Source organism: Maridesulfovibrio sp. (assembly GCF_965230075.1).
Lineage (GTDB): Bacteria > Desulfobacterota > Desulfovibrionia > Desulfovibrionales > Desulfovibrionaceae > Maridesulfovibrio.
In genome coordinates, this window is record NZ_OZ245945.1 from 4,157,101 (window position 1) to 4,182,283 (window position 25,183).

General features: G+C 50.4%; 19 protein-coding genes. 9 read left to right on the plus strand and 10 right to left on the minus strand.

All coding sequences use genetic code 11. From position 1 onward, the window contains the following. The 4 genes from ACO05Z_RS18750 (at nucleotide 1) to ACO05Z_RS18765 (ending at nucleotide 3,675) form a co-directional block, all read left to right on the plus strand. Nucleotides 1-687: a hypothetical protein gene (locus ACO05Z_RS18750; protein ID WP_421903716.1), complete on the plus strand. Its 687-nt coding sequence runs from the start codon at nucleotides 1-3 to the stop codon at nucleotides 685-687. Between the two features lie 164 nt (nucleotides 688-851). Then, complete coding sequence (locus tag ACO05Z_RS18755) at nucleotides 852-2,339, plus strand: ATP-binding protein (protein ID WP_421903717.1); 1,488 nt, start codon at nucleotides 852-854, stop codon at nucleotides 2,337-2,339. Nucleotides 2,340-2,341: 2 nt separating this feature from the next. Then, nucleotides 2,342-3,583 (plus strand): sigma-54-dependent transcriptional regulator, encoded by a 1,242-nt coding sequence (locus ACO05Z_RS18760; RefSeq protein ID WP_421903718.1) that lies wholly within the window; start codon nucleotides 2,342-2,344, stop codon nucleotides 3,581-3,583. Continuing rightward, on the plus strand, nucleotides 3,580-3,675 hold the full coding sequence (locus tag ACO05Z_RS18765) for a helix-turn-helix domain-containing protein (protein ID WP_421903719.1): 96 nt from the start codon (nucleotides 3,580-3,582) through the stop codon (nucleotides 3,673-3,675). The genes ACO05Z_RS18760 and ACO05Z_RS18765 overlap by 4 nt, the downstream gene beginning before the upstream one ends. Before the next feature lie 31 nt (nucleotides 3,676-3,706). Here the strand turns inward: ACO05Z_RS18765 and ACO05Z_RS18770 are convergent, their stop codons facing one another. The 7 genes from ACO05Z_RS18770 to ACO05Z_RS18800 all read right to left on the minus strand — a co-directional run bounded on the left by ACO05Z_RS18770 (nucleotide 3,707) and on the right by ACO05Z_RS18800 (nucleotide 13,462). Further along, nucleotides 3,707-4,735, minus strand: coding sequence for a methyltransferase (locus ACO05Z_RS18770; protein ID WP_421903720.1), 1,029 nt, complete (start codon nucleotides 4,733-4,735; stop codon nucleotides 3,707-3,709). 228 nt (nucleotides 4,736-4,963) lie between these two features. Continuing rightward, nucleotides 4,964-6,814: a TonB-dependent receptor gene (locus ACO05Z_RS18775; RefSeq protein WP_421903721.1), complete on the minus strand. Its 1,851-nt coding sequence runs from the start codon at nucleotides 6,812-6,814 to the stop codon at nucleotides 4,964-4,966. 175 nt (nucleotides 6,815-6,989) lie between these two features. Continuing rightward, nucleotides 6,990-7,952, minus strand: a complete 963-nt coding sequence (locus ACO05Z_RS18780) for a helix-turn-helix domain-containing protein (protein ID WP_421903722.1) — start codon at nucleotides 7,950-7,952, stop codon at nucleotides 6,990-6,992. A gap of 271 nt (nucleotides 7,953-8,223) precedes the next feature. Then, nucleotides 8,224-9,165, minus strand: coding sequence for a DUF4037 domain-containing protein (locus ACO05Z_RS18785; RefSeq protein ID WP_421903723.1), 942 nt, complete (start codon nucleotides 9,163-9,165; stop codon nucleotides 8,224-8,226). Further along, entirely contained in the window at nucleotides 9,165-10,988 is a 1,824-nt protein-coding gene (glmS, locus tag ACO05Z_RS18790; RefSeq protein ID WP_421903724.1) for a glutamine--fructose-6-phosphate transaminase (isomerizing), read from the minus strand. The genes ACO05Z_RS18785 and glmS overlap by 1 nt, the downstream gene beginning before the upstream one ends. 157 nt (nucleotides 10,989-11,145) lie before the next feature. Next, entirely contained in the window at nucleotides 11,146-11,760 is a 615-nt protein-coding gene (locus ACO05Z_RS18795; protein ID WP_421904201.1) for an XTP/dITP diphosphatase, read from the minus strand. 256 nt (nucleotides 11,761-12,016) lie between these two features. Then, entirely contained in the window at nucleotides 12,017-13,462 is a 1,446-nt protein-coding gene (locus tag ACO05Z_RS18800) for a two-component system sensor histidine kinase NtrB (RefSeq protein WP_421903725.1), read from the minus strand. A gap of 190 nt (nucleotides 13,463-13,652) precedes the next feature. Here ACO05Z_RS18800 and rimO point away from each other — a divergent pair, with 190 nt between their 5' ends. The 5 genes from rimO to ACO05Z_RS18825 all read left to right on the plus strand — a co-directional run bounded on the left by rimO (nucleotide 13,653) and on the right by ACO05Z_RS18825 (nucleotide 21,627). After that, complete coding sequence (gene rimO, locus ACO05Z_RS18805; protein ID WP_421903726.1) at nucleotides 13,653-14,966, plus strand: 30S ribosomal protein S12 methylthiotransferase RimO; 1,314 nt, start codon at nucleotides 13,653-13,655, stop codon at nucleotides 14,964-14,966. Between the two features lie 191 nt (nucleotides 14,967-15,157). Continuing rightward, nucleotides 15,158-16,315, plus strand: coding sequence for an efflux RND transporter periplasmic adaptor subunit (locus tag ACO05Z_RS18810; protein ID WP_421903727.1), 1,158 nt, complete (start codon nucleotides 15,158-15,160; stop codon nucleotides 16,313-16,315). Between the two features lie 138 nt (nucleotides 16,316-16,453). Further along, complete coding sequence (locus tag ACO05Z_RS18815; RefSeq protein ID WP_421903728.1) at nucleotides 16,454-19,603, plus strand: multidrug efflux RND transporter permease subunit; 3,150 nt, start codon at nucleotides 16,454-16,456, stop codon at nucleotides 19,601-19,603. Nucleotides 19,604-19,706: 103 nt separating this feature from the next. Next, nucleotides 19,707-20,387 (plus strand): response regulator transcription factor, encoded by a 681-nt coding sequence (locus ACO05Z_RS18820; protein WP_421903729.1) that lies wholly within the window; start codon nucleotides 19,707-19,709, stop codon nucleotides 20,385-20,387. Continuing rightward, complete coding sequence (locus ACO05Z_RS18825) at nucleotides 20,377-21,627, plus strand: sensor histidine kinase (RefSeq protein ID WP_421903730.1); 1,251 nt, start codon at nucleotides 20,377-20,379, stop codon at nucleotides 21,625-21,627. Before ACO05Z_RS18820 ends, ACO05Z_RS18825 begins: the two co-directional genes overlap by 11 nt. 3 nt (nucleotides 21,628-21,630) lie before the next feature. Here ACO05Z_RS18825 and ACO05Z_RS18830 read toward each other — a convergent pair whose 3' ends face one another. The 3 genes from ACO05Z_RS18830 to ACO05Z_RS18840 form a co-directional block, all read right to left on the minus strand. Beyond that, entirely contained in the window at nucleotides 21,631-22,110 is a 480-nt protein-coding gene (locus ACO05Z_RS18830) for a hypothetical protein (RefSeq protein ID WP_421903731.1), read from the minus strand. A 101-nt stretch (nucleotides 22,111-22,211) separates the two neighbouring features. Further along, entirely contained in the window at nucleotides 22,212-24,053 is a 1,842-nt protein-coding gene (locus ACO05Z_RS18835; protein WP_421903732.1) for a C25 family cysteine peptidase, read from the minus strand. Beyond that, entirely contained in the window at nucleotides 24,046-25,107 is a 1,062-nt protein-coding gene (locus ACO05Z_RS18840) for a glycosyltransferase family 9 protein (protein WP_421903733.1), read from the minus strand. The genes ACO05Z_RS18835 and ACO05Z_RS18840 overlap by 8 nt, the downstream gene beginning before the upstream one ends. Nucleotides 25,108-25,183 lie beyond the last annotated feature (76 nt).

Here is a 25,183-nt window from a genome sequence, read left to right on the forward strand (position 1 = left end):
ATGATCGTCAACAAAAAAGAATTTACCGGCGGTTTCGCTCTGCTCGCTCTCTTCTTTGCGGTGCTGGCCATCATGTTTCAGCCCATGTTCGAGGGTAAAAATGCCATGGCATACCTTGATGCCATGTACAACTCCATCTCCAAGGGATCAGTGAATTATATTCCTGACCTGCGTGAGAATGTGAAATCCATCAACGGCAAGGAAGTGAATCTGAAGCTGACCTATTCCACTGCGGTACAGGCCGAACAGTCCGCAAAGCTGTTCGAAACCGCCGGGGCGCAGACTGCCTTGAACGGCAAAGAGCTTGCTGTCAGCGGTTCCATCACAACTATCCTCAACAGCTGCCTTGATGATGCAGACCTCATGTATCACAACAAGGGCGAGGATGTTTCTGCCAAGTATGACGTAGAACCGCGCCGGGCCACCTTCAACTGGTGGACCAGTCTGGAACTCATGGAAAAGGAACTCAACGACCAGAGTGAGTTCAAAATTGCCAAGGTCTCTTCTTCTGTCATGAAGAAGGGTGTGGAAACCGCATACAATTACTATGAAATCGAACCGCTGAATATCATGGATGAGCTTTGGCTGGTCATATTCTCGCTGGTATTCTACGTGGTTTACACCTTGTGGTACGGCTTCGCCATCCTCTTTGTATTCGAAGGATGGGGCTTAAATCTCGGCCATTAAATGCGTTTACCTGATGCATTGAGCGGCTTGCACGGTCCGGCTACCTCCAGTGCCGGGCCGTGCTTCAAAACAGTCTTTAATGCTGCCTTACAATGGTTCAATTATTGTGGAAACGGTTTACTCGGACCAGATTTCCCACTATTCTTTAAGATAAGGGTACTACAATGAATCTTCAAGAATATTACGACACCATAATGCAGCTCAGCCACGGAATCGTGGTCACTTTGGACTTGAACGGGGAAATCATCCACGGCAACAACTGGCTGGAGGATCTCACCGGATACAGCATGAAAGAACTGGCCGGAAAGGACTGGTTTGAGACATTCATTGCCAGAGATGAGCGGGAAGACGCCAGAAGGGATGTCTTCAACAAAGCAAAAGAAAACAGGATTTCAAAAATTTCCGGCAATATCCGCACCCGGGGCGGCAATAAAATTTATATAGACTGGAACATTAAGCAGCTCACGGACTCCAAGTCCAATGTAGTCAGCATTCTTTGTGTCGGTCAGGATGTAACCAGCCATATGCAGCGCCAGAAAGGTCTGCTTCATGAGCGGTTTACCCTCATTGAACGCAACAAGGAACTGAACTGTCTTTTTGAAATTTCCAAGCTGGGCGGTGATCTGGACCTTGACCTGAAGGAAACCATGGAACGCATTGTCCAGATGATGCCTTCCGGATTTCAAAGACCGGAAAAGACCCATGTCCGGCTGCGTATCGGAAATTTAAGCTGGGAGACTCCGGGATACAGGAAAACGGATAATTTTATTGTGGAGGCCGTGGATGCCCACCGGGATATCCGGGGAACCATAACTGTTGCTGTCGAGGTCGAAAGAAACGACGGCAGTCCTGTGTTCATCGATGATGAAAAAGACCTGCTCATGACAGCAGCCCAGCAGATAGCTATTATTGTGGCTAAAAAAGAGATAAAGTCTGCCAAAATAGAATTGGAGCAGCAGCTGCGTCAGGCTGACCGGCTGGCCAAGATCGGGCAGTTCTCCGCCGGGGTGGCCCATGAAATCAACGAGCCGCTCTCCAATATCCTCGGTTACGCCCAGCTAGCCTTACAGACTCCGGAATTGCCGGAGCAGGTGCGCATGGATCTGGGAATTATTGTGGATTCATCTTTGCACGCGCGGGAGATTATCAAAAAACTGATGTTTTTCAGCAGGCAGTTGCCTCCGCAATTTATCCCCACGGATATTAATAAAACCATTGCCGAGGCCTTGCGCATCACCGAAACCGCTTCCAAGCGGCACAACATAGAAGTCAAATGCGACTTCGAAGCTGAACTGCCTCTGGTTCCGGCTGATCCGCAGCATATCAAGCAGGTTATCGTCAACCTTGCTGCCAATGCAATTCAGGCCATGGACTACGGCGGCACCCTACGCATCAAAACCCTCAGTGATGATAATGATGCCTATATCATAGTGGAAGATAATGGTCCGGGAATTCCCGAAGGCGAACTCAAGCAGATTTTCAATCCATTTTACACTACCAAGGATGTGGACAAAGGGACCGGGTTAGGGCTGTCTGTAGTTCTGGGGATTGTGAAAGCACATAAGGGTTTTATTCAGGTACACAGCGAACTGGGCGAGGGAACATGTTTTGAAATAGTGCTTCCTTGCCAGCAGAAAGATTCAACGGATTAATAATGACTGGAAAGATTAAGATTCTGGCTGTTGATGACAGTAAAAGCACCCTTGAAGTGCTCAAAAGAAACCTTGAATCCAGCGGTTACGAGGTGCTTACCGCATTGCGGGTGGATGAAGCCCTGCCGCTGCTGGAAGAATACAATTTTGATGTTGTCATCACCGATTACAAGATGCCGCAGGCCACCGGATTGGAACTGATCCGCCACGTGCGCGAAAACCACCGCGATGTGGAGATAATGATGATCACCGGCTATCCGTCCATTTCCGGAGCTGTGGATGCCATCAAGGACGGGGCCGGGGAATATCTGCCCAAGCCGTTTACTTCCGAAGAGTTGCTTTCGGCCATGGACCGGATCAGTGAGCGGATCAACAGACGCAAAGCTGCCGAGCCTGCAGAACAACCGGATGAAAATTTCGGCATCTACGGAAATTCCCCGCAGATGCAACTGGTGTTCAGAAGGATCGGTAAGGCCGCAGCCACCAATGCCAATGTGCTTATTTCCGGTGATTCCGGAACAGGTAAGGAGCTGGTGGCAAGGGCCGTGCACTACCACAGTGACCGCAGGGCTGCGCCCTTCGTGCCTGTAAACTGTGCAGCCATCCCGGATTCATTGGTGGAAAGTGAACTTTTCGGACATGTTAAAGGAGCATTCACCGGAGCCAAGGAAGGTCGGGCCGGTTTTTTTGAAATTGCCAACGGCGGGACCATTTTTCTTGATGAAATAGGCGATGCCAGCCCAAACATGCAGGCCAAACTACTGCGCGTGCTGCAATCCAAGGAATTCTGCAAAGTAGGTTCAAGCGTGGTCAATACCGTGGACACTCGTGTGCTGGCTGCGACCCATAAAAATCTCAAGAGGCTGGTAGACGACGGATCTTTCCGTGAAGACCTTTATTACCGCCTCAACGTGGTGGATATCCCGGTTCCTTCCCTTGCCGAACGCGGGGATGACATCCTGATCATGATCAGCAGTTTTCTGGACCGTTTTTCCAAAGCCATGCAACGGGCCACCCCGCGCATGACCGGCGAAGCTTTGCAGGCCCTGCGCAATTATTCATGGCCCGGAAACGTGCGTGAACTGGAAAACCTCATCCAGCGGCTAGTGGTCATTGTGGATCACGATCCCATCGAAGTTACCGATCTGCCAGACAACATGCGTTTCAGCCTCCCGGTGGAAGGGCGGGTGGATCGTTCCTTGCCGATGTTGAACGAGAGCATATCAAAAATGTGCTGGCCATGACCCGCAACAACAAGACCCGGGCTGCTGAAATCCTCGGCATCAACCGCAAGACCCTGCGTGAGAAATTGAAACGAATGGAAGAAGAGGGCTAATGTTAAGCCCTCATCACCAAACTTGAACTGGTTACTGAGCTGAGGCGATATATGTCACATAGCTATGCTGAAGATACTTAAAAGGACAACTTTGGATTTGCTGAAAACCGACAGCCTTCAAAGCATTGAGAAGAGCATCTGTGGGGAAAATATACCCCGGCATATCAATTAATGTACCCCCGAGCCGCAGTAAGGCGCAGTGCAGGGCAGATTCTTTTTGCTCAGGAATTTCCATATGCCGCAGGATCAGTGTTCCCCCTTTGTTGAGCGTTTTTTTTAACTTCTCTACTATCTTTTGCAGATCTTCAGCCCCGTAAAGGGCATCAGATACAAAGATAATATCGTATATCCCCGCAATCTTGTCAGTAAAAGCATTGGCTTCTACGCAAGAAATACGATGCGTACTTTCGTGCTTTTGAGCTATTTTTCTAGTCTCCTGAATAACCGGGGGCAGGTCGAGAAGAGTGAGCTCCAGAGTCGAGTGCTTTTTCAACAACTCAAGGCTGAGCAATGCAGAGCCGCAGCCCACATCAAGCATTGACTGCGCCTGTGAAAAAAAAGGCTGAGTTGTTATTAATTCGGCATTTTGCTGTACAGCCCCGGCTTTTACAAAATCCACTCCAGCGGCAACTCCGGCAGCAAAAATTGATTCGTCAGAAGGCTGCTCGCACGAGACGGGACTAAGTGAACCACTTTGTCTGGAAAAGACTTCTCCGAAAATATCATGACTGAATTGAAACACCCCGCCCAAATACGAGTCGCTGGACAAAACACAGTACTTGGTAGCGTAAGCGCTGTTACAATATCCATTTTCGTCGTACTCAACCAAGCCCATACATATCAATACGTTCAACAGCCGTTCTACGCTATCCTCTGATTTATCTATGACTTCTGCTATCTCTTTAAGAGTTCTAGATTTCTCCAATTTTTCAAATATGCCGTTATCCAAAGCGGACTTGAAAGCGATGTAAGCATAATATCCGGTCTGTAGTTGAAACATGAAATCCGGCTCAGCGCTAGGTGTTGAAAATGCGCCTTCAGAGTGAAGAGAATGTCGCATACATTGCCCCTTATATAAGCGGGATTCCAGCCTTGGCCGGAATCCCCGTGGTTGATGTAATGAGAATAATTTAAAATCGATGAGTTAGACTGATCCCGGTAGAAAATCCCGGTGTTGCCACACCGTAGGCTCCACCGAAGGCACCTTTATAGTCGTGGTGTTCATTAAACAGGTTGTCCACGAACAAGTAGACATCAGTTTTTTCAAACTCCCACCCGGTTTTAGCGTTCACTGTGGCGTAAGACGGGATATAGCCATTGTTCTGGCTGTCCAGATAGACTTTGGAAGCCCCGACAACTTCACACGAATCATGAAACCGCTGTCGTGCCGGTACTGGCTACCCAAAGAGTATGTGTAGTCCGGAACATAGGGGAGCCTATTCCCTTTGTGATCACCCAAGGCATCAGTAAAATCACCAAAACGCACGTAAGTATAACCGAATGATCCGAATGCTTCCCAACCGTGCATGAGTTCATATGAACCTTCCAGTTCGGCACCGTAAGCAGTGGTATCACCAACGTTATCAATACAAGGCATTGGCGGTCCGCCAGTTTGTACATACTGCTCAATCTGGGTGTCGATCTTTCTGTTGATGAACACTGCTGCGTTTAATTTTGCAGTTCCGTCCAAAAAGGTATTCTTTGAACCAAACTCCAGAGACCAGATGCTTTCCTCATCAAACTTATTTTTCCCGTTTGGCGGGGTGTAGGCATTATATCCGGCAGCCCTGAACCCGCGGGAAAGGCTTGTATAAAGATTGTTGGTGTCGGTTAAAGAATATTCCAGAGCCACTTTGGGGGAATAGGTGAACCATGAATCTGAATCTTTGTAGCCGATGATATCTTTAAAATCCGTAGTATAGTAATCGACGCGCATCCCGGCAGTGAAAGCCCAGCGTTCCGCAAAGGGGATAGTAAGTTGCCCGAAAGAAGCATAGGTGCAAGTCTCATCCTTTGCATAATGGGCCATGTTCAGGTTAGGCATCTGATACTGCACCTTACGGTCGTAATAATCTCCCATGACACCGAGAACCATGGAAAAATTATCCGATTCGTAGTTGGCGCGTATCTCCTGACTCAAATCTAGATACTTGTCATTTTTATAGGTTTCCTGCATCGGCATGGTCGAAAAGTCGTAGTCGATGAGATAATCCGCGTCGGTATAACGCCTGCTGGTAACAGAAGTAAGCTTCCACGCATCATTAAGATCGTAATTGACCGTCAGTGCCTGCTGATCAATGGCACTTCTGTTGTATCCCGGAGTATCAGTATCGACCTGTCTGGGAGTGTCGGTGGGGTACGGATACATGCCAAACGTACCTTCATCGAACTTTTGCATGGATGCGAACAGGCTCATTTCAAGATCCTTGGTCGGGGTATAGCGCATGGTCGCCTGTCCGGAATAGTTTTTCTTGTCATCGATCTCTTCGCCATCATTTATATTCTTTACCCAGCCGTTCTTCTGATAGATCTGTCCTGCCCCACCTAAGTAAAGCGTATCTTCCAGCAGTGGACCGGATAAGGCCGCCTGCACGCGAGCCATCTCACGGGTTCCTCCTTCCAGTGTGGCCTTAGCTTTGAGTGAATCATCGGGTTTGCGGGTAACGATGTTAATAACCCCGCCTTCCGAGTTTCGGCCGTAGAGTGTTCCCTGAGGCCCCCTTAAAACTTCAACTCGTTCAATGTCATAAAGCTGCGCAACATAACCGAGGTTTGATGTAACCGGAATCCCGTCGATATAAAGCGCGACAGCAGAAATATTGTTATGCGGATCAGAGGTGGCACCACGGATGGTTGTAAGGTTGATCATATCCATTCCGGGCGAAAAAATACTCATGTTCGGAATGCGGTCAGTCAGATCTTTTATAGACAACAGCCGGGCATCCTCGACTTCAGTTGCAGGAATAACCGAGATACTGCTGGGGATATCCTGAACATTCTCTTCCTTTTTCTGGGCCGTTACAGTGACAGCATCTAACTGCACAGATCTGCCATGTTCTGCATGGGCTGACGATACCCATGTAAATAATAATATGGCTGCAAACAGTGAAACCTGCCTGCATAACACACCATTCCTCATTTCCTTATCTCCTGTATTTGTGATTAATGTGTCTTGTTGATATTCTCTATCGATTAGAAGACAGCACATCTGCTCACAAACGGATAAGCATCGTCCTCGCGCGGATTTGTTGAAAACAGGAATCAAAAAATAGAACAGCCCCCGTATTTTTACGAGGGCTGAAAATTATTCCGGATTATGAACGGCTGATTCTTCGCCGCTTACTCAACCGGTATTCACTGGGCTTGACCCCGAAACGATCATAGAAAGCTTTGCTGAAATGTCCAAGATTTGAGTACCCGATCATACCGGCAACTTCGGTAACGTTAAGGTCCCCCTGCTCCAAATAATTGCGGGCCTTGTCCAACCTATAGTCCCGGAAATATCCAAATACAGTGGTACCGAACACAGCCCGGAAACCGCGTTTCAATTTGAAATCATTCAACCCTACAGAATGAGCCAAAGCAATAAGACCCGGCGGGTCTTCCAAACTGCGAACTAAAGTGTCACGCGCGGCATAAATCTTCTCAACATCTGAAGGAGACAGACTGCACTGGGCGCAGGCACCTTTGCTCCGGCAACTCTGCTCCCATTCTGCGAGTTGCACAGCTATAAGTTCAAGGCAAATGGATTCAATAAACAATGAACTGAAGGACTCTAATTCTTGTCTGTTCAACAAACGATGCAGGAGCATTGTTTTAGTTGGAGACTCCTGACCCCGCTGCATAAACGGATAACTGTTTTTCTGATTGATATAATTCTTTATCTGCACAGGGACATTGCAAGCCCCACTCTCTATGTACCGTAATAGTATTTCCGGGGGGGCAAAAAGCGAAACCGAGCAATGCTCCGAATTTTCTAAATATTCAAGAACCCCACGAGTTTCAGGATAAAATCCGATTGCATTATTTCCCGCTGTAAACTCCAGACTGTCTATGGCACCGCCATCTTTAAATACTGATCTTGTAGACCCAGAGATCTGATACCCAAAAACTAAAGGGGAGCTTTCAATCTCGAAATCAGTTCTGAAACTTTCAGTTACGGAGAAACTATCAATGGAAACGGAAATACCTGAAGGCAAAGAAGTATGCATATTCCGGGATTGATTCATCTTTATCCCGGAGTGGCCGTGCGCTGAAAACTGTTTCGCTTCTTTCATAATATCTCCAGCTCCGCATCTATCGAAAATGAATATCAATGTCAATTAGCTAAATTTATACCCCACCATGGCTGCATACCGTGCAAACAAGGCAATAAAAATCCTTACAAAGCATTTTTTCTTTAAAGAGCAGAAATTAAAAAATACATGAATACTAAAGTGGTATACTGGACTGAGTTCACCTTGGGAAATACTGTAAAGCAGTTACAAATAACCCCCGCCGTGCTCACGCACAGCGGGGGTTTCTTATTCACATATATTTTTAAAATTCTTAACCTATCAAAACCGGAAGATTACGCATACTATCAACGCCGATACGGGACTGAATATATTCCGCATGACTCATGAGCCAATCGCCATCGGCAAAGGAAAGCCCAGCCTGACGAAGCTGGGCCACGCATTCCACGCAGACAGCTTCAATATTGACTTCCAGAACCTTGGGGTCGTTGGCACCGGCGGCGTTGTATGAATCCATCAAGATCTTCAGCTTTGCCAGCACGCGCTGGGCAGTAGGAAGCTCCTGACAGGCCCGGAAGGACCATTTGTAGAACGGCATATACTTTTTACTCAGCAGGAACTGCAGAGAAAGAGCAGCTTCCACAAACTTGGAAAGAGCCTGCAAAGCTGCAACCGCATCACCGCGCTTGGCAGTACGCAAGAGGTTGTACTGTCCGCTCTGGGCCATTGTTCCGCAACGTGCGGCAATCTTCTTCAAGCGCACATCTTCGGGGTAGTAATCCAACAAAGTCTGGCGGTAGGCGGAAAACTCGCCGCAATCATCGCGGAAAACCTCACCATTAGTGCAGGTAGCCAGAAAATGCTCTGGGATTGCGAACCATTCCTCCACACTCTGCGGAGGACGCTTGTAACGGGTAAATTTGCTATAAAATTCACCGATGCCAAACAAACCGCAACGTCCGATCCTCTTCTCAGGAACCATACGGCTGGGGACGCCCTCAAAGGTCTCAGGCAGGAAATTTAAAACACCTTCCAGCCGTCCACGCAGTGCTTCCAGTTTATCATCCGGGCACCAGAAACAAAAAGCCGGCCCCCAGTCATGGTCCCGAGAATGTTCGTCATCAAAGCCGAAACACTCGGACCCCTCACCTACCAGCCCCACGGCCAGATGTTCAAAAACATCCGGCATGGTTTTTTCCATCATAGGAGCCGCACAGCGGCGGTAGAATTCTCTTGAAAGCTCAAGTCCCTGCATTATTCCACCGTAACACTCTTAGCTAAGTTCCTGGGCTGGTCGACGTCCTTACCAAGGTAATCGGCAGTTTCGTAAGCAAAGAGCTGCAGCGCCGGAAGGGCGATGAAAGTGTTCAGCGGCCCCCATACTTCGGGTAGGGACCAGCTGTGTTCCACGTCGAGATCAACGCCGGGGTTGGTCAGGGCAATGATTTCGCCGCCACGGGCCTGAACTTCCACGAGGTTAGATTTTACCTTGGGGAAAAGTTCATCATTGAGGGCCATGGCAAAGGAGGGGAACTTGGGGTCGATGAGTGCGATGGGACCGTGCTTCATCTCGCCGGAAGCATAACCTTCAGCGTGGATATAGGAAATTTCCTTAAGCTTGAGCGCGCCTTCAAGGGCCAGCGGGAAATAGAGTCCGCGACCAAGGAAGAAGAAGCTGTTGGCTTCGGAATACTCACGGCTCAATTCCTGAGCACGACTGCGCATGGCCGGCAGGGCTGTTTCAAGGATTGACGGGATGCTGCGCATATCCTGAGCCGCACGGCTGTAGGTAGTGGCATCAATCACGCCCTTTTTCTTACCCCAGTAAAGGGCCAGCAGCAGAAGTGCTGTTAGCTGACTACACATGGCCTTGGTGGAAGCCACACTGATTTCCGGTCCGGCCTGAGTGTACATAACGTAATCAGATTCGCGGGCTACGCTGGAACCTACAACGTTACACAGACCGATAATGGACAGCCCTTTCTCCTTAGCCAGCTTGATTCCGGCAAGAGTGTCCGCAGTTTCACCGGACTGGCTGATTGCCAGCGCCACGCCGCCCTTGGCAAGCAGGGGGTCGCGGTAACGGAACTCGGAGGCAATCTCCACTTCCACCGGAATCTTGGCCCACTGCTCGATGAGGTATTTGCCCCAGAGTCCGGCATGGTAAGAGGTTCCGCAGGCAATGATATGCAGCCTTTCCGGGGGTTCCATACCTTCTACTTCCGGCAGGACAATTTCATTCTTGGCCTGATCAACACGTCCGGCCAAGCAATCGGAAATAACCTTGGGCTGTTCGAAAATTTCTTTGATCATGAAGTGCTTGTGCCCGCCCTTCTGCGCGGCCTGCACATCCCAGTTGATGGTCTTGATTTCTTTTTCCACCGGCTCAAGGCTCTCGGCATTGAACACTTCCCAAGAAGAGGAGGTGATCTTGACCAGTTCGCCGTCTTCAATGAAAACAACTTCGCGGGTGTAAGGCAGGAATGCGGGAATGTCGGAAGCAACAAAATTTTCACCAGTACCAACACCCATGACCATGGGGCTGGCAACACGGGCAGCATAAACAGTGCCCGGCTCATCAATAGAGACCACAGCAATAGCGTAAGCGCCTTCAACCTGTTTCAAGGCCCATGAGATGGATTCCAGCATGGAGGGATTGTGCTTACGGCCCTCGGCAATGAGGTTACAGAGCACTTCGGAGTCAGTATCGGAGCGGAACTCGTAGCCCTTGGCGAGGAGTTCAGTCTTGATTTCCTGATAGTTCTCGATGATCCCGTTATGGATCATGGCAATGTTCTTTTCGTAGTCCAGATGGGGATGAGCGTTGCGTTCAACAGGCACACCGTGAGTTGCCCAACGGGTATGTCCGACACCGAAAGTGGAGTTGGTTACGTTTTTCTGGGCCAGCTTTTCATCAAGGGCGGCCAGTTTGCCTTCGGCACGGACCAGTTCGATTTCCTTGTTCTGCACAGTGGCAACGCCCGCAGAATCATAACCGCGGTATTCAAGACGTCTCAGGCCTTCAACGATAAGGGGAACAGCAGGACGGTGCCCTGCGTATCCGATGATTCCACACATATATGATCTCCATTATTGGATGCGCTACGCGCTTTTTATTGAAAGAGTTTGCCTCCGGCGGCTTAAACCCTTTTGAAAAAGGGTTTAAGAATCCCAAAACCTTTTATTAAGCTTCGCTGTTTTGGGGTGCAGAGACATCTTTAATTCTAACGAAATTTTATTTGCTGATTTTTTCTTGGAAATCTGCCCATTGCTCCATAAGTGCACGCAGGGCCTTACCGCGATGAGAACGCGAATTCTTGTCTTCGCGGGTCATTTCCGCTGCCACACAACCGGATTCAGGATCAAAGAACAGAGGATCGTAGCCGAAGCCCTGCTTTCCGGTCAGTTCAAAAGCAATACGGCCCTCCCATTCTCCACGGCTCTGGATGCGGATGTTATCAGGGGTAGCTGCTACCATTACACAGACAAAGCGGGCTGTGCGCTTTTCTTCGGGCACACCGTCCAACTCTTTAAGCAGCAGGGCATTATTCTTTTCGGGAGTGGCATCTTCACCGCTGTAACGGGCGGAATAAACACCGGGACGGCCTCCGAGAGCATCGACTTCAAGGCCGGAATCATCGGCAACAGCAACCAATCCGGTCAGGTTAGCAACGGTCTGGGCCTTGATAATGGCATTTTCAAGAAAGGTCTCACCCGGTTCGGGAATTTCCCCGATTTCAGGAAATTGATCCAGACCTTTTACTTCCAGACCCAGATCTTTAAGAAGCTCATCAAACTCAGCAATTTTGCCTTTATTTGTAGTGGCAAGAACAACTGTTTTCAAAACAATCTCCCGGAAAAATTTATCGCAAGTTTAACATCTAACAGACTAAAACAACTAAGGATTGCAAAAGGCCTATAGCCGTTAGGCAAGAAGCTTTGCTTCGAGTCTTACGGATACAGAGAGCATAGCGGATTATCCCCTTTGCCCGCCGGAGGCGAAATCAGTTTATCCAAACGCGCGCAGCGCATCAAAACAAAACCTCGTAGAGCCGCCGGAAGCAATCATGAAATATACTGAAAGTGTAATACGCTGTAGAGCTTGTTTAGGCAACCGGAGCTTTGCGCAACAACAGGGCTACGCTGGTTCCTTTCCCCGGGCGACTGGCAAGTTCCACTTCTCCGCCGAACTCTTCCATGATCTTCTTGACCATGGGCAGTCCGAGGCCGTTGCCGTTGACCTTGCTGGAGTAAAAAGGATCAAAGACATGGCTACGAATTTCGTCATCAATTCCGGGCCCGCTGTCGCGCACCTCCAGCCAGACATGTTTACCGCTTATACCGCTGGAAATCTTCAACCTACCGCCTTCGGGCATGGCTTCCATGGCATTCTTGACCAGATTAATCAGGCACTGGCGAACCTGCTCCACTCCCCCGACACCCAAGGGTTGAAACGGATCAAGGTCCATTTCCACCTCGATTTCCTGTAACTGGCAGCCAAGGGAAAGAAGCTGCATGGCATCGGCGGCAACCCGGTTAACGTCAATGCTGTTCTTCTGCACATCTCGTGAACGTACAAAACTAAGGATGCTCTTGAGCAAACGGTCCAGTCGCTGGGCCTCTTCAAGAATGATCTGAATCTTCTCCCGCCCGGAAGAATCAATGCTCTCATTTTTAATCAACACCTTGGCAAAACCACCCATAGCCATGAGTGGGTTACGGATCTCATGAGCAATATAAGCTGAAAGCTCACCAACAGTCGCCATGCGCTCGGACTGCTGCAAACGTTGCTCAATCATGGTCCGCTCGGTGATATTCCGGCAGATAACCACCAACTGGACCACGTTATCCCTGCCCTCTTCAATGATGGGATATACATAGAGACGATAAAATTGCATCTTGCCCAGCTCATCGCTCTCGGAAAACATCAATTCTTCATTGTGACGCTGCATGGCAGGAACGTCTATAAAGCCACTCTTGAGCGGACAAAGGGACGACAGGGAATCGTAATATTTAAGCGGATTTTCACCTTGAAGATCAATAATTGGTTTCCCGGCCCGCTCGGAAAAATGGTTGTTACAATCCATAATCAGCCCATCGGAACCAACGATCATAATATCTTCAGGGAACTGATCCACCACGGACTTAAACAGGGCCTGCGTCTGCATGAGATTGGCCTTGCAGGCGATCCATAAACGGTCAGTGGCATGTAAACGCAGGAAAAACCGGGCTGCGGGAAGCTCCACAAGAGTAACTTCCGGCGGCAGAGAAGCACGCAATCTACCGACCATTTCCGGTTCACCGGAAAGTTCGAAAACCATATCTATGGAAGGATGAGCGGAAAGCATGGATTCCACGTCCGCATAAAGAGGAAAATCATGACCGTCCTGCAGGGGGTTACCGGACTCATCTATGAGAACCCCGGCTTCAATACTTACACCTGCGGCATCGCGGCTGCTTTCGTGCAGCAGCAACGAAAGAGCGGAAACTGCAAAAGACCGCCCCACAATCCCGATGCAGTCTTTTTTTATATCAATAAAATCTTCAAGCATTACTGCTCCGTCCCGGCCCCATGGTTCAAAAAGCACTTCCAAGATAAACTATTTTCCCTGAAATGGGTAACCCTAATGCCATTAATTAGCTCTTTGCACTTGCAGGCGAATAGGTTAACCATTGCCGCACAAGGAATACTGACCTATAAAAATAGCATCCGTAAATTTCATTGCAAACGAAATCAGAAATATGAATATGACTAAAACCAGAATTTATACCATCAGCCTCGGCTGCCCCAAAAACAGGGTTGATACAGAAAGAATGCTCGGTGCATTCGGCGACAATATGGTCGCAGCTCCCACTGCTGAAGAATCAGACCTCGTGCTGATCAACACCTGCGGATTCATCGGCCCTGCCACTGAGGAGTCAGTGGAGACCATCCTTGAGGCAGCCGATGCCATCAAGGACTTGACCCCGCGCCCGGTGCTGGCTGTGGCCGGCTGTCTGGTCAGCCGTTATGGCAAACTGACCGAACAGATGCCGGAAGTGGATCTCTGGCTCTCCACCCATGAGCTGGACCAGTGGCCTGCGCTTGCAGCCAAAGCCCTCAGCAAAGAATTACCAGTAGTACAGCAAAGGGCCATCAGCACCGGTCCGGCTTACGCCTACCTGAAGATCAGCGAAGGCTGCTCCCACTCCTGTAGATTCTGCACCATTCCCTCCATCCGCGGTCCCCATGTGAGCCGCAAGCTGGACGGACTGGTGGAGGAAGCCCGCTACATCCTTGATCAGGGCGTACCGGAGCTGGTTGTTGTGGGACAGGATACCACGGCTTACGGCTCAGACCTTGACGATAAGGAAACAAACCTTCGCGCACTGATAGAAAAGCTGCTCCCGCTCAAGGGAATGGAATGGCTGCGGCTCATGTACCTCTATCCCGCAGGATTGACCGATTCCATGCTTTCCTTCCTTGCACAGGCCGGAAAGCCGCTGCTGCCTTATTTTGATATTCCCATCCAGCACGCCCACCCGGATGTGCTTTCATCCATGGGACGCCCCTTTGCCCGCGACCCGCGCAAGGTCATCGACCGGGTCCGCAAGCACATCCCTGATGCGGTACTGCGCACCAGCATCATTGTGGGCTACCCCGGTGAAACTAAGGAGCACTTCAATACGCTGGTTGATTTTGTGAAGGAAACACGGTTCCAGAATCTCGGAGTGTTTGCCTATCAGCCGGAAGACGGCACCCCGGCCGGGGAAATGGAGCAGCTACCTGAGGAACTGCGCGAAGAACGTAGAGAGCGGCTCATGAAAGTGCAGTCTGAAATCAGCCGCGAAATCCTCGAAGAGAAAGTCGGGGAGACAATTCAGGTGCTGGTGGAAGAGCCCAACGACGAGTGGCCCGGACTGTTCAACGGACGCGTCTGGTTTCAGGCCCCTGAGGTAGACGGCATCACTTACGTCAGCGCTCCTGAAGACGGCATGGAGCTGAAACCCGGCATGATGGTCGAAGCAGAGATAGACAATGTCACTGACTATGATCTGGTGACTCTGGTTAAATAAGAACATTATCGGACAGCCTGTCCGCTATGCCCCCCGCAGGTCATCCTGCCGGGGGCTTTTCTTTTTTCATGAGTTAACCCTTTCTTAACCCCGGAGAGCGATACAGGATTGCCAGCTTCCTGCCTGACTTTAGCAGGAAAGTTATTGTTTTGGATTCTATTTGATTAAAAGAATGAACCGGGAGTCTCATTTTGAAAAATAAATTTCCTAATCACGTCCTGTTGTTAATTATTCTTATGGCAGTCCTTGCCGGATGCGATTCCAACCTTGACGCAACAGCGCAGGAATCCGGGGCAGAACCACAGGCCACTCAGGTGGAGTTGGCTGTGGTGCAAGCCGGACCGTATACCCGTACAGTGGAACTTCCGGGAAGAATTTCCCCCTGCCGGGTTGCCGAGGTTCGAGCCCGTGTTCCCGGCATTCTTTTAAGCCGTGACTTTGAAGAAGGCAGCGATGTAACAAAGGACCAACAGCTATTTCATATCGAACCCGCCAGTCTCGAAGCTGTGCTGGCAGAAGCAAAAGCTGACCTTGCTCAGGCCGAAGCAACATTGCGGGACAAATCCCTTACAGCCCGCCGCTACGCATCACTGGTAAAATCCAAATCCGCCAGCCAGCAGCAGTATGATAACGCCTTGGCTGATTACAGGGTTGCCGAAGCGGTCAAAACTGCAGCACAAGCCAAGGTCAAGACCGCAGCATTGAATCTCAGTTATGCCACAGTCGTTGCTCCGATTTCCGGACGTGCCGGAAGGGCGCAGGTTACTGAAGGCGCACTGGTAGGACAAAACGAAGCCACCCATTTGGTAACCATCCAGCAACTCGATCCTATTTATGCGGATATCAATCAGCCTGTTGCCGATTATCTCAAACTTAAAGCCGCCATGAATCAAAATGGGGAAAAAGAAGAATCCGGTGCAAAGGTGACAGTTGAAGTCGAAGAAGTCGGCTACCGCCAGCAGGGCAAGCTCCTCTTTTCCGATGTTACTGTTGATCGTCGCACCGGGCAGGTCTCCCTGCGCAGCCTCTTCCCTAACGCAGAGGGCATGCTCCTGCCGGGTATGTTCGTACGTATCAAGATTGATCTGGGGACTGAGCCGAATGCCATATTTATCCCCCAACGCGCGGTAATCCGTTCTGCCGAAGGACAGGCACAGGTTTATGTTGCCAACAAAGCTGGGCAGGCCGAACTGCGTGCAGTCAAGACCGGACTCATGGACAACGGACGCTGGCAAATCCTTGACGGCCTCAATGATGGCGAAAAAATCGTGATCAACGGCATCGACAAAATCCGCCCGGGCGCGCTGCTGGCCGGGGCTGAAGCTCCCACTTCTGCTGAAAATAGTTAATCCGCAGAATCAAGGCAATCCCTGTATTTAAAAGGCTTAAACAACGAGGGATTCCAAAGGGGCCTAGCTCCTTTGGCCGCCGGAGGCGAAACCAAGTCGTCTAAAAGCGCGAAGCGCATCAAAATATCAGGTTAAAATATGTCCAGATTTTTTATCGACCGCCCCAACTTCGCATGGGTTGTGGCTATCTTCATCTGCCTTGCCGGGGTACTGGCAATTCCGGGCCTTTCAGTGGAAAAATTCCCGCAGGTCGCCCCTCCGCAGATCTCAGTTTCAGTCAGCTATCCCGGTGCATCAGCTTCAACCATCAACGATTCCGTTGTTTCACTTATTGAAGAAGAATTAAATGGTGCCCGCGGATTGCTCTACTACGAATCATCCAGCAGCTCCACCGGCTCTGCCGATATCACTGTTACTTTCAAACCCGGTACAGACCCCAACCTTGCACAGGTTGATGTACAAAACAGGCTCAAAAAAGCTGAAGCTCGTTTGCCGCAGACTGTAAAGGATCAGGGAATCACCGTGGAACAGGCTAATGCCGGGTTCCTCATGGTTTATGCCCTTACCTACAAGGAAGGCAGTGAACACAAGGACGCGCAAGCCCTTGCAGACTTGATGGCCCGGGGAATCAACAATGAAATCCGCCGCGTGGAAGGCGTGGGTAAAGTACAGTTCTTTGCTTCAGAAAGTGCCATGCGAGTCTGGGTTGATCCCCAAAAATTGCTCAGTTACGGGCTTTCCGTAGCCGATGTAAACAGCGCCATCGCATCCCAGAATGTGCAGGTTCCGGCTGGCAGCTTCGGTGACCGCCCGGTAGCCTCTGATCAGGAGCTGACCGCAACTATCAAGGTGCAGGGACTGCTTTCCACCCCTGAAGAATTTGGACGCATTGTATTGCGGGCCGAGCTTGACGGTTCAGTGGTCCGTTTATCTGACGTGGCCCGCATTGAGCTGGGACCGGAATCCTACAATTTTGATTCCCGTCTGAACGGTCGCCCCTGTTCTTCTGCTGCGGTGCAGCTTGCTCCCGGAGCTAACGCACTGGGAACCGTTGAGCGTGTCCGTGAGCGGCTCAAGGAGCTTTCCGTTTCATTTCCCGCTGATGTGGAAGTAAAAATCCCCCTTGATTCTTCCCGCTTTGTGGGTGTTGCCATTGAAAAAGTACTGCACACCCTGTTTGAAGCCATCGCCCTTGTTTTTATAGTCATGTTCCTGTTTTTGCAGAACTTTCGCTACACGGTCATCCCGTCCATTGTTGTGCCGGTCTGCCTGTTCGGAACCTTTGCGGTCATGTCACTGCTCGGTTTCTCCATCAATATGATGACCATGTTCGGTATGGTTCTGGCCATCGGTATCCTTGTGGATGACGCCATTGTTGTGGTTGAAAACGTGGAACGAATCATGAGCACTGAAGGACTGCCTCCCCGCGAGGCCACCATCAAGGCCATGAAACAGATTTCCGGTGCTATTGTGGGTATTACCCTGGCCCTCTGCGCGGTATTCATGCCCCTTGCTTTCATGGACGGTTCAGTTGGTGTAATCTACCGCCAGTTCTCCATGGCCTTGGCGGTATCCATCCTCATTTCCGGTTTTCTGGCCCTGACCATGACCCCGGCCCTCTGCGCCACTATCCTCAAGCCCATTCCCAAAGGGCACCACGAGGAAAAGAAAGGCTTCTTCGGCTGGTTCAACCGCACCTTCGACCGTTTAGGTAAACGTTATGAACGGCTGACCTCATTCGTCACCGGACGTACCGGACGGATGATGTGCATTTATATGGTTATTCTCGGAGTGCTCGGCTTCAGCTTCATGCGTTTGCCGGAATCCTTTGTGCCCACAGAGGATCAGGGGAACTTCTTTGTCAGCATCCAGCTGCCTCCCGGAGCAACCTATTCACGCAGCCTTGAAGTTGTGAAGGGCATGGAGGATTACTTTAACTCCCGTCCGGCGATCAATTCCGCTTTTTCTGTTCTCGGTTTCAGCTTTTCCGGTAACGGCCAGAACGCGGCCATCGGTTTCCCGGAACTCAAAGATTGGTCCGAACGTGGAAAAGGACAGTCCGCCCAGGATGAGGTGCTTTCCGCCAACATGAATCTGTCATCCAATCTGGACGGCATGATCTTCGCCGTTAACCCGCCCGCAGTGGACGGTCTGGGTAATACAGGCGGTTTTTCCCTGCGTTTGCAGGACCGAGGCGGACTGGGTCTTGAAGCTTTGAACAAAGCGCTTAGGACCGTGCTGCAAAAGGCCAATGAATCTCCGGTGATTGCCTATGCCATGCAGGAAAGCCTGCCTGATGCACCGCAGCTCAAACTTGAAATTGACCGCCAGAAGGCCGAAACCCTCGGGGTCAGCTTCAGCACCATCAGCACCGCTCTTTCCAGTGCCTTCGGCTCCAACATGGTCAATGACTTTGTAAATGCCGGACGCGTACAGCGAGTGGTGGTGCAGGCCGGGGGAGAATACCGCAAAACCCCGTCCAGCCTGAACAACCTTTACGTGCCCAACTCCGCAGGCGGACAGGTGCCGCTCTCCTCACTGGTGCGCATGGTCTGGGAAACCGGTCCGGTGCAGATTGCCCGCTACAACGGCTATGTTGCCGCCAAAATCTCCGGTGACGCGGCTCCGGGCTACAGTTCAGGTCAGGCCATGGCTGAACTGGAGCGGATTGCCGACTCCCTGCCGCTGGGCATCGGTTATGAATGGACCGGGCTTTCCTATCAGGAAAAAGCCGCCGGGGCGCAGGCTCCCAAGTTGATTTCACTTGCCCTGCTGGTGGTTTTTCTGCTGCTGGTGGCCCTTTACGAGAGTTGGGCTATTCCGTTCTCGGTAATGATGGTCGTGCCTATCGGCGCCTTGGGTGCGGTGGCTGCGGTCACTGCTGCTGGCATGGCTAACGATGTCTACTTCAAGGTTGGTTTGATCACCATCATCGGCCTTGCTGCAAAGAACGCCATCCTCATTGTAGAGGTTGCCCGGGAGATGGTCATGGACGGTTCCGGTGTACGCGAAGCTGCAATCAAGAGTGCCCGCTTACGTTTCCGGCCCATTATTATGACTTCCATGGCTTTTATCCTCGGTGTTATCCCGCTTGCCGTGGCAACCGGAGCCGGAGCTGCCAGCCAACAGGCCATCGGTACCGGGGTTATCGGCGGCATGCTCAGCGCAACCCTGCTGGGAATCATCTTCGCCCCTGTGTTTTTTGTCTGGGTCTTGTCCATTGTGGACCGGATCAGGAACAGGAAGACCTCCCCTTTATCTTCCGAATCTGCGGCTGAAGGTCTTTAACCCTACCTTTAGCAGGCCCTGACAATTCTTTGTAAACCCCGCCCGCAAAGGCTATACTTGTTTCCGACAAGCAAGCAGCCTGCGGGCAGGGGAAGGATTTTTTATGAATATACATGTGCTGGTGGTGGAAGATGACTTTGATCTTGCCGCATCCCTGATCGAATATCTGGAACTTGAAAATATTATCTGCGACCATGCAGGCAACGGGGTCCACGGAGTGGAACTGGCCGCCAAAGGCGCTTATGACGTGATCCTGCTCGACGTCATGCTGCCGATGATGGATGGCTACGGGGTCTGTGAAACCCTGCGCCGCCAAGGCGTGGATACTCCCATTCTCATGATCACCGCCCGCGATACCCTAGACGACAAAGTCAACGGATTTGAAGCGGGTACTGACGATTATCTGGTCAAACCCTTTGCCCTGAAGGAACTGCTTTTCAGGGTCAGGGCCCTCGCCAAAAGACGCAGCAGCCAACCACGCAAATATACTCTGGCTGATCTGGAATTTGATATGGAAAAGCAGGAAATCCGTCGGGCCGGACAATTGCTGAAATTGGCCCCCAAGGAAACTGCCCTGCTGGAATGTCTGTTCAAGGCCAGTCCGGGAGTGGTTCCGCGCGAAGAACTGATCCGCTTTGTCTGGGGGGATGAAACCCCGGAAAGCAACAGCCTGAAAGTACATATGCACAAATTACGGCAGAAAGTGGACAAACCTTTTGATTTCCCCCTGATTAAGACCATCGCAGGCTCCGGCTTTGCACTGAGGAAGGACAATGAATTCTAAAACAAGCATCAGGAGATCCATAATCATCCTGATAATAGTAATTTGTACTTTTCTTGTACTCAGCTATTCCTTTCTGCTCAGGTTTTATCTTGGACGCGGGCTGGATTTTTCATCAGAATTTTATATCAAGAGGATGGCCCGTGAATATCTGGCAGATGTCGACAAGAACAATAACGCTTTGAGAAATGGATCAGATGAAGTCCACATCTATTCCAGCTATGACCTCCTCCCGGAAGCCCTGAAGCGGAAGTACCCTGAATCTGAAGTTAAGGTAAATAAATTCCTGACATACTATACCGACGAAATAGGCTATCAACTGTACCGATTCGAAAGGTCCGACGGTCTGGACAGATTTCTGGTCTTCTCTTTTGACGAACGCAAGATACCTGACGAAGTAAAACAATGGTTCGATAAATATGTCCTGTATATTCCGGCTGGACTCGGCTTGCTTAGTGTCGGGATGATTGTTTTGCTGGCTGTTTTTCTAATCAGACGGGTTGCCGGACCAGTTGAGGAGCTTGGCAGATGGGCCGGCAATATGGATATCAACAATCCGGAAGGCCATGAGATTAATTTTAAATATGAAGAGCTGGATCAACTGGCCCACCTGCTATGGAACAACATGAAACGCCTCAGCGAAGGCGTGGAGCGGGAAAAACGTTTCCAGAAATACTCCAGTCATGAGCTGCGCACTCCCATTGCCATTCTGCAAAATAACCTTGAGCTTCAGGAACGGCTGGGCATTGAAGAAAATGAACGCTTGAAGCCTTCATATCTGCGTATGCGCAAGGCCGTCGCCGGAATGCGTCATTTGACCGAAACCCTGCTCTGGGCCAGCCGAGAGAGCCGGGACCCGCTCCCGGAAGAGGATGTAGATGTTTCTGCGGAAATTTTACGCACGGTGGGAGAAAATCGCTACCTTCTGCAATCTAAAGAAGTTGACCTGAAACTCAACCTTGAACAATTCAACGTAACTATGCCTTTGCGAGCTTTTCAGATTCTGCTCAGCAATATAATCCGCAATGCCTTTCAGTATAGCTTTGAAGGGGAGATACGTATTCTTTTGCAGCAGGGCATTCTTGAAGTCAGCAATTTAAGCTGTCCTGATGTCAGGGATGGTAAAACCGAATCTTTCGGGCTGGGCTTGCAGCTGACGACTCAACTGGCGGAACGGCTGGGCTGGGAATTAAACCTTGCAGAGCAGGATGAGAGATTTGTGGTCAGGGTGGATTTAAACTGAGTCCTACATATCAATGATTTCTACTTCACGATTTTTAAGCTCAGGCAATCCTTCATAAGAAGCGAGAATTTTGGCGCCCTCTCCCACGTAACGGCTTATCTCATCGACAAGTTTACTTCGCTTGCAAAGCATATTTTCCGGAGAATAAATCATCCCGCCTTTGCCTTGAAGCTCAAGCGAAAACTTCAACCCGGCCTGCGGGGTCATTTCTTTTGGACCCTGATCGCCTTCCTGACCAACCACAGTAAGCACTGCTTTCTTCAAGATTTCCCGGTTTTCCCAGAAACTTCTGTTCAGTTTTATGATTTCACCATTACTGAGTTCCAGCTTCGCAGGGGAAATGCCTTTAAAGAATTTGTATCCTGAGGAAAGGACCGGACGGGGCGTTTTTCCACCGATTGAACAAATGGCGTATGACCCTAATGCGGCAAACACAGCAAGGCCAATGATCAAAAAAACAATTTTTTTCAGCTTGGGATTCACGACTCAAAACCTGTTTCTTAACAAGACTTAATGTTCGAAGAAACAGGTTATTACCGAATTAAGACAAACCAATCAAGCACGTATGTATTATAAAATCATAACTAGCTGTCATTACAGCGAACTATCTTAGCATCAGCCTGTTCTTTACGCTCATAAGCTGCGGAGGCCTCCACGGCATCGGCCCATGAATCAAAACGTCCGAAACGAACACAATACCATTTACGGTTATTGGCAGATGGGACCTCGACCACATAAGCCTCATAGCCCTGTCCGGCCAGACGCTTGCGCACCTTGGATGCGGATTTTTTCTTACGATTGGAGCTGACCTGCACTGCGTAGTTGACCGGCTTGAGTCCGGCACTAATCTTAGGTGCAGGCTTGGCTCTCTTGGCAACTACAACAGCTTCTTCAACGGACTTGCCTTTCTCTCGCACATCAAAAAACTGCCATGCCAACGGGCCGTCCAGCGGCCGGGAGTATATCAGGTACTGCCCTTCACCATCAGACATGAAATTAAAAATATCGTCCTCTTCCACTTTCATGGAGGAAACCACCCGTCCGTCGCTGCGATCAACAACCTGCAAACGCACAGCCGGATAAACCCCGCCCTCTTCCATGGCAAAGGATATGGTCGAATTAACGTCGAAAAAAGCTACGCCCTGACGTTTCTTTGGTTTACTGACCACATTCAACCCCTTGTATGAAGGGGATTCTGTGCGCACGGGTAAAGGCATGGACAATACAGGATCCCCGTAAAAAACAAGGTCATAAATGGGGGTCAGACTCTCACCTTTAAGCAGGCTCTGTGCGAACTGGGCCCGGGCCTCAATCAAGGCATCGCCGATACGATGCTTACCGCTGAAATAGGCCTTATGAAATTCCATGAGCAAACGTGGGGTCCCGCTTGAATCAACCCGGAAAACACGCCCGTCATCAAGTTCAGCACGGATATCCCCGGCATTGTTACATCCGGTCAGCATAGCCAGCCCGCCGCCGGGAGAAAGGACCACAGCTTCCGCCGGAGTGGGCATGCTTGAATTGAACGCAGTTACTTCGCAAAAAGGGTTGAGCACCACAGGCAAACCGGGCTTGTATTCAAGGCCCATTATACCTGAGACCGGAACAACTCCGTTTCCGGCCATAAAGCCTTCCGTGGTAGCCTCAAGGGCCAGCCATTGCACGGAGACATCATCCTCCGCCAAAGACTGCTCTAAACGCTGCGGTGTCGCTCCCCCAGCTGCGCCAAGGTAACGAATTGCCTCCGGACCTGCGATACCTTCCTGCTGCAGATTGAAGAACAGAAGTTCCGAATCAGAAAGAGACTGGGCGGAAAAGCCCTCCCCGCCGATAAATGACACCGGCCATGCCGGACGAAACTCGCGGTCTCCATACCAGCGTTCATATTTTGCGGCCACATCCTCGGCCTCCGCACAGTCACGGGCCGGAATCCTGCCCACCGGGAGCATATTCTCAGGTGCTGATGCTGAGCCGCCATAACCGTAATCGGAAAGATGCACCCCGGCCGCGTCTCCTGCACTAAACTGAGCAACAGGGACAATGTCCCGGCTGCCAAGAATAAGCACGGACATAAGCTTGCCGTTTTTATTCAGTCGGGCCACCTGATCCTGCACCCCGGAAACCACCTTATCCACTGACTCGGCAGTACCGTCAGTAGACGGAACCTTGAGGATGACCGACTTCACCCCTTCAAATTCACGATGCAGATAGGAGAAATAGCGGGCCGCACGCATGAAGTCCGCAGTGCAGACAATCACATTCTTCTTTTCTTCGGTGTAAGGAGCGGAAGAGACTTTCACTGGAGCGAGGACCGGTGTGGCAACAGGTTCAGCCTTTTTCCCCAATCCTTTGACCTTGCACCCGGAAAACAACGCCATGCAGACCAAAGCCAGCAGGAGGATAAAAATTTTCTTCAGCTTAACCATTCCCCTTCTCCCTGCCTTTTCCGACTTTCTGCACAATCTCATCCCAAACCATCCGGGCCGTAATATCTGTCATACATTTATGGTGCTTTTCAGGACAACTTTTACCGCCATGCAAACCGCAAGGCCTGCACTTCAAATCCTCAGGACTCTCCAGCACTGTGGAATTCTCCCCGCGCGGAAAAAAACCGAACCTACGCACAGTGGGGCCGAACATAGCCACCACCGGGACCTTCTGAATCCATGCAATATGCATGGGTCCGGAATCATTGCTCAGGTAGACATCCAGCTGCCTGATATGAGCTGCAAGCTGCTGCAAGCCCAATTTTCCGGACAGATCAATAACCTTATCCGCCTGCTCAACCTGCGCAAGGACAGACTGGCAAAGTTCCTTTTCGTCAGGTCCGCCAAACAAGATAACCTTAAGTCCATCATTGATGCACTTATCGATCACCCAGGCAAAATTCTGTTCCGGCCATTTCTTGGTTTCCCACGTGGAACCGGGATGTACGCCCACCACCGGGCCACAGCTCAGTCCCGCAAAAAATTCTTCAGCCTCACGTAGCTTATCATCGGGAAGCTCAAGCATCACCTCGGGTGCAGGACCGGAAATGCCCAACGGTTCTCCCAGAGCAAGCAATCTTTCCACTTCTTCCAGCTCATCAAAGCGCCGTTTCACAGTCTCGGAATATACAAAACGATTGTACCACGGGGTATCATAGCCGATTCTATCTTTAATCCCGGTGGACATAGAAACCACAGCCGAGCGCATGCTGGTGTGTGCGGAAATCCAAAGGTCAAAACCCTGTCTGCCCAGTTCGGCACCGAAAGAGCGGGCCGCGCTCATGCCTTTTTGTGCGCCGCGTTTGTCAAAGCCGTGCACCCCGGCCAGTTCCGGTTGGCCTGCAAAAAGGGGTTCCACGCCCTTACGTACAAAAAGATGAATCTCTGCGTCAGGAAAACGCAAAGCAAGAGCTTTAACTAAGGGCAAGGTCAGTACCGCATCGCCAAGGAAGGCGGTCTGCCAAAGTGCTATTTTTTTATAATTATCTTTCATATTTGATGCGCTACGCGCTTTTTATTGAAATACTCTGCCTCCGGCGGCTTAAACCCTTTGAAAAGGGTTTAAGAAT

What these genes read in the sequence shown, in the direction of transcription:
- ACO05Z_RS18750 (WP_421903716.1), top strand. Translation starts at nt 1, where the DNA reads ATGATCGTCAACAAAAAAGAATTTACCGGCGGTTTCGCTCTGCTCGCT.
- ACO05Z_RS18755 (WP_421903717.1), top strand. Translation starts at nt 852, where the DNA reads ATGAATCTTCAAGAATATTACGACACCATAATGCAGCTCAGCCACGGA.
- ACO05Z_RS18835 (WP_421903732.1), bottom strand. Translation starts at nt 24,053, where the DNA reads ATGGTTAAGCTGAAGAAAATTTTTATCCTCCTGCTGGCTTTGGTCTGC.
- rimO (WP_421903726.1), top strand. Translation starts at nt 13,653, where the DNA reads ATGAATATGACTAAAACCAGAATTTATACCATCAGCCTCGGCTGCCCC.
- ACO05Z_RS18770 (WP_421903720.1), bottom strand. Translation starts at nt 4,735, where the DNA reads ATGCGACATTCTCTTCACTCTGAAGGCGCATTTTCAACACCTAGCGCT.
- ACO05Z_RS18780 (WP_421903722.1), bottom strand. Translation starts at nt 7,952, where the DNA reads ATGAAAGAAGCGAAACAGTTTTCAGCGCACGGCCACTCCGGGATAAAG.
- ACO05Z_RS18800 (WP_421903725.1), bottom strand. Translation starts at nt 13,462, where the DNA reads ATGCTTGAAGATTTTATTGATATAAAAAAAGACTGCATCGGGATTGTG.
- ACO05Z_RS18765 (WP_421903719.1), top strand. Translation starts at nt 3,580, where the DNA reads ATGACCCGCAACAACAAGACCCGGGCTGCTGAAATCCTCGGCATCAAC.
- ACO05Z_RS18815 (WP_421903728.1), top strand. Translation starts at nt 16,454, where the DNA reads ATGTCCAGATTTTTTATCGACCGCCCCAACTTCGCATGGGTTGTGGCT.
- ACO05Z_RS18820 (WP_421903729.1), top strand. Translation starts at nt 19,707, where the DNA reads ATGAATATACATGTGCTGGTGGTGGAAGATGACTTTGATCTTGCCGCA.
- ACO05Z_RS18840 (WP_421903733.1), bottom strand. Translation starts at nt 25,107, where the DNA reads ATGAAAGATAATTATAAAAAAATAGCACTTTGGCAGACCGCCTTCCTT.
- ACO05Z_RS18775 (WP_421903721.1), bottom strand. Translation starts at nt 6,814, where the DNA reads ATGAGGAATGGTGTGTTATGCAGGCAGGTTTCACTGTTTGCAGCCATA.
- ACO05Z_RS18785 (WP_421903723.1), bottom strand. Translation starts at nt 9,165, where the DNA reads ATGCAGGGACTTGAGCTTTCAAGAGAATTCTACCGCCGCTGTGCGGCT.
- ACO05Z_RS18760 (WP_421903718.1), top strand. Translation starts at nt 2,342, where the DNA reads ATGACTGGAAAGATTAAGATTCTGGCTGTTGATGACAGTAAAAGCACC.
- glmS (WP_421903724.1), bottom strand. Translation starts at nt 10,988, where the DNA reads ATGTGTGGAATCATCGGATACGCAGGGCACCGTCCTGCTGTTCCCCTT.
- ACO05Z_RS18825 (WP_421903730.1), top strand. Translation starts at nt 20,377, where the DNA reads ATGAATTCTAAAACAAGCATCAGGAGATCCATAATCATCCTGATAATA.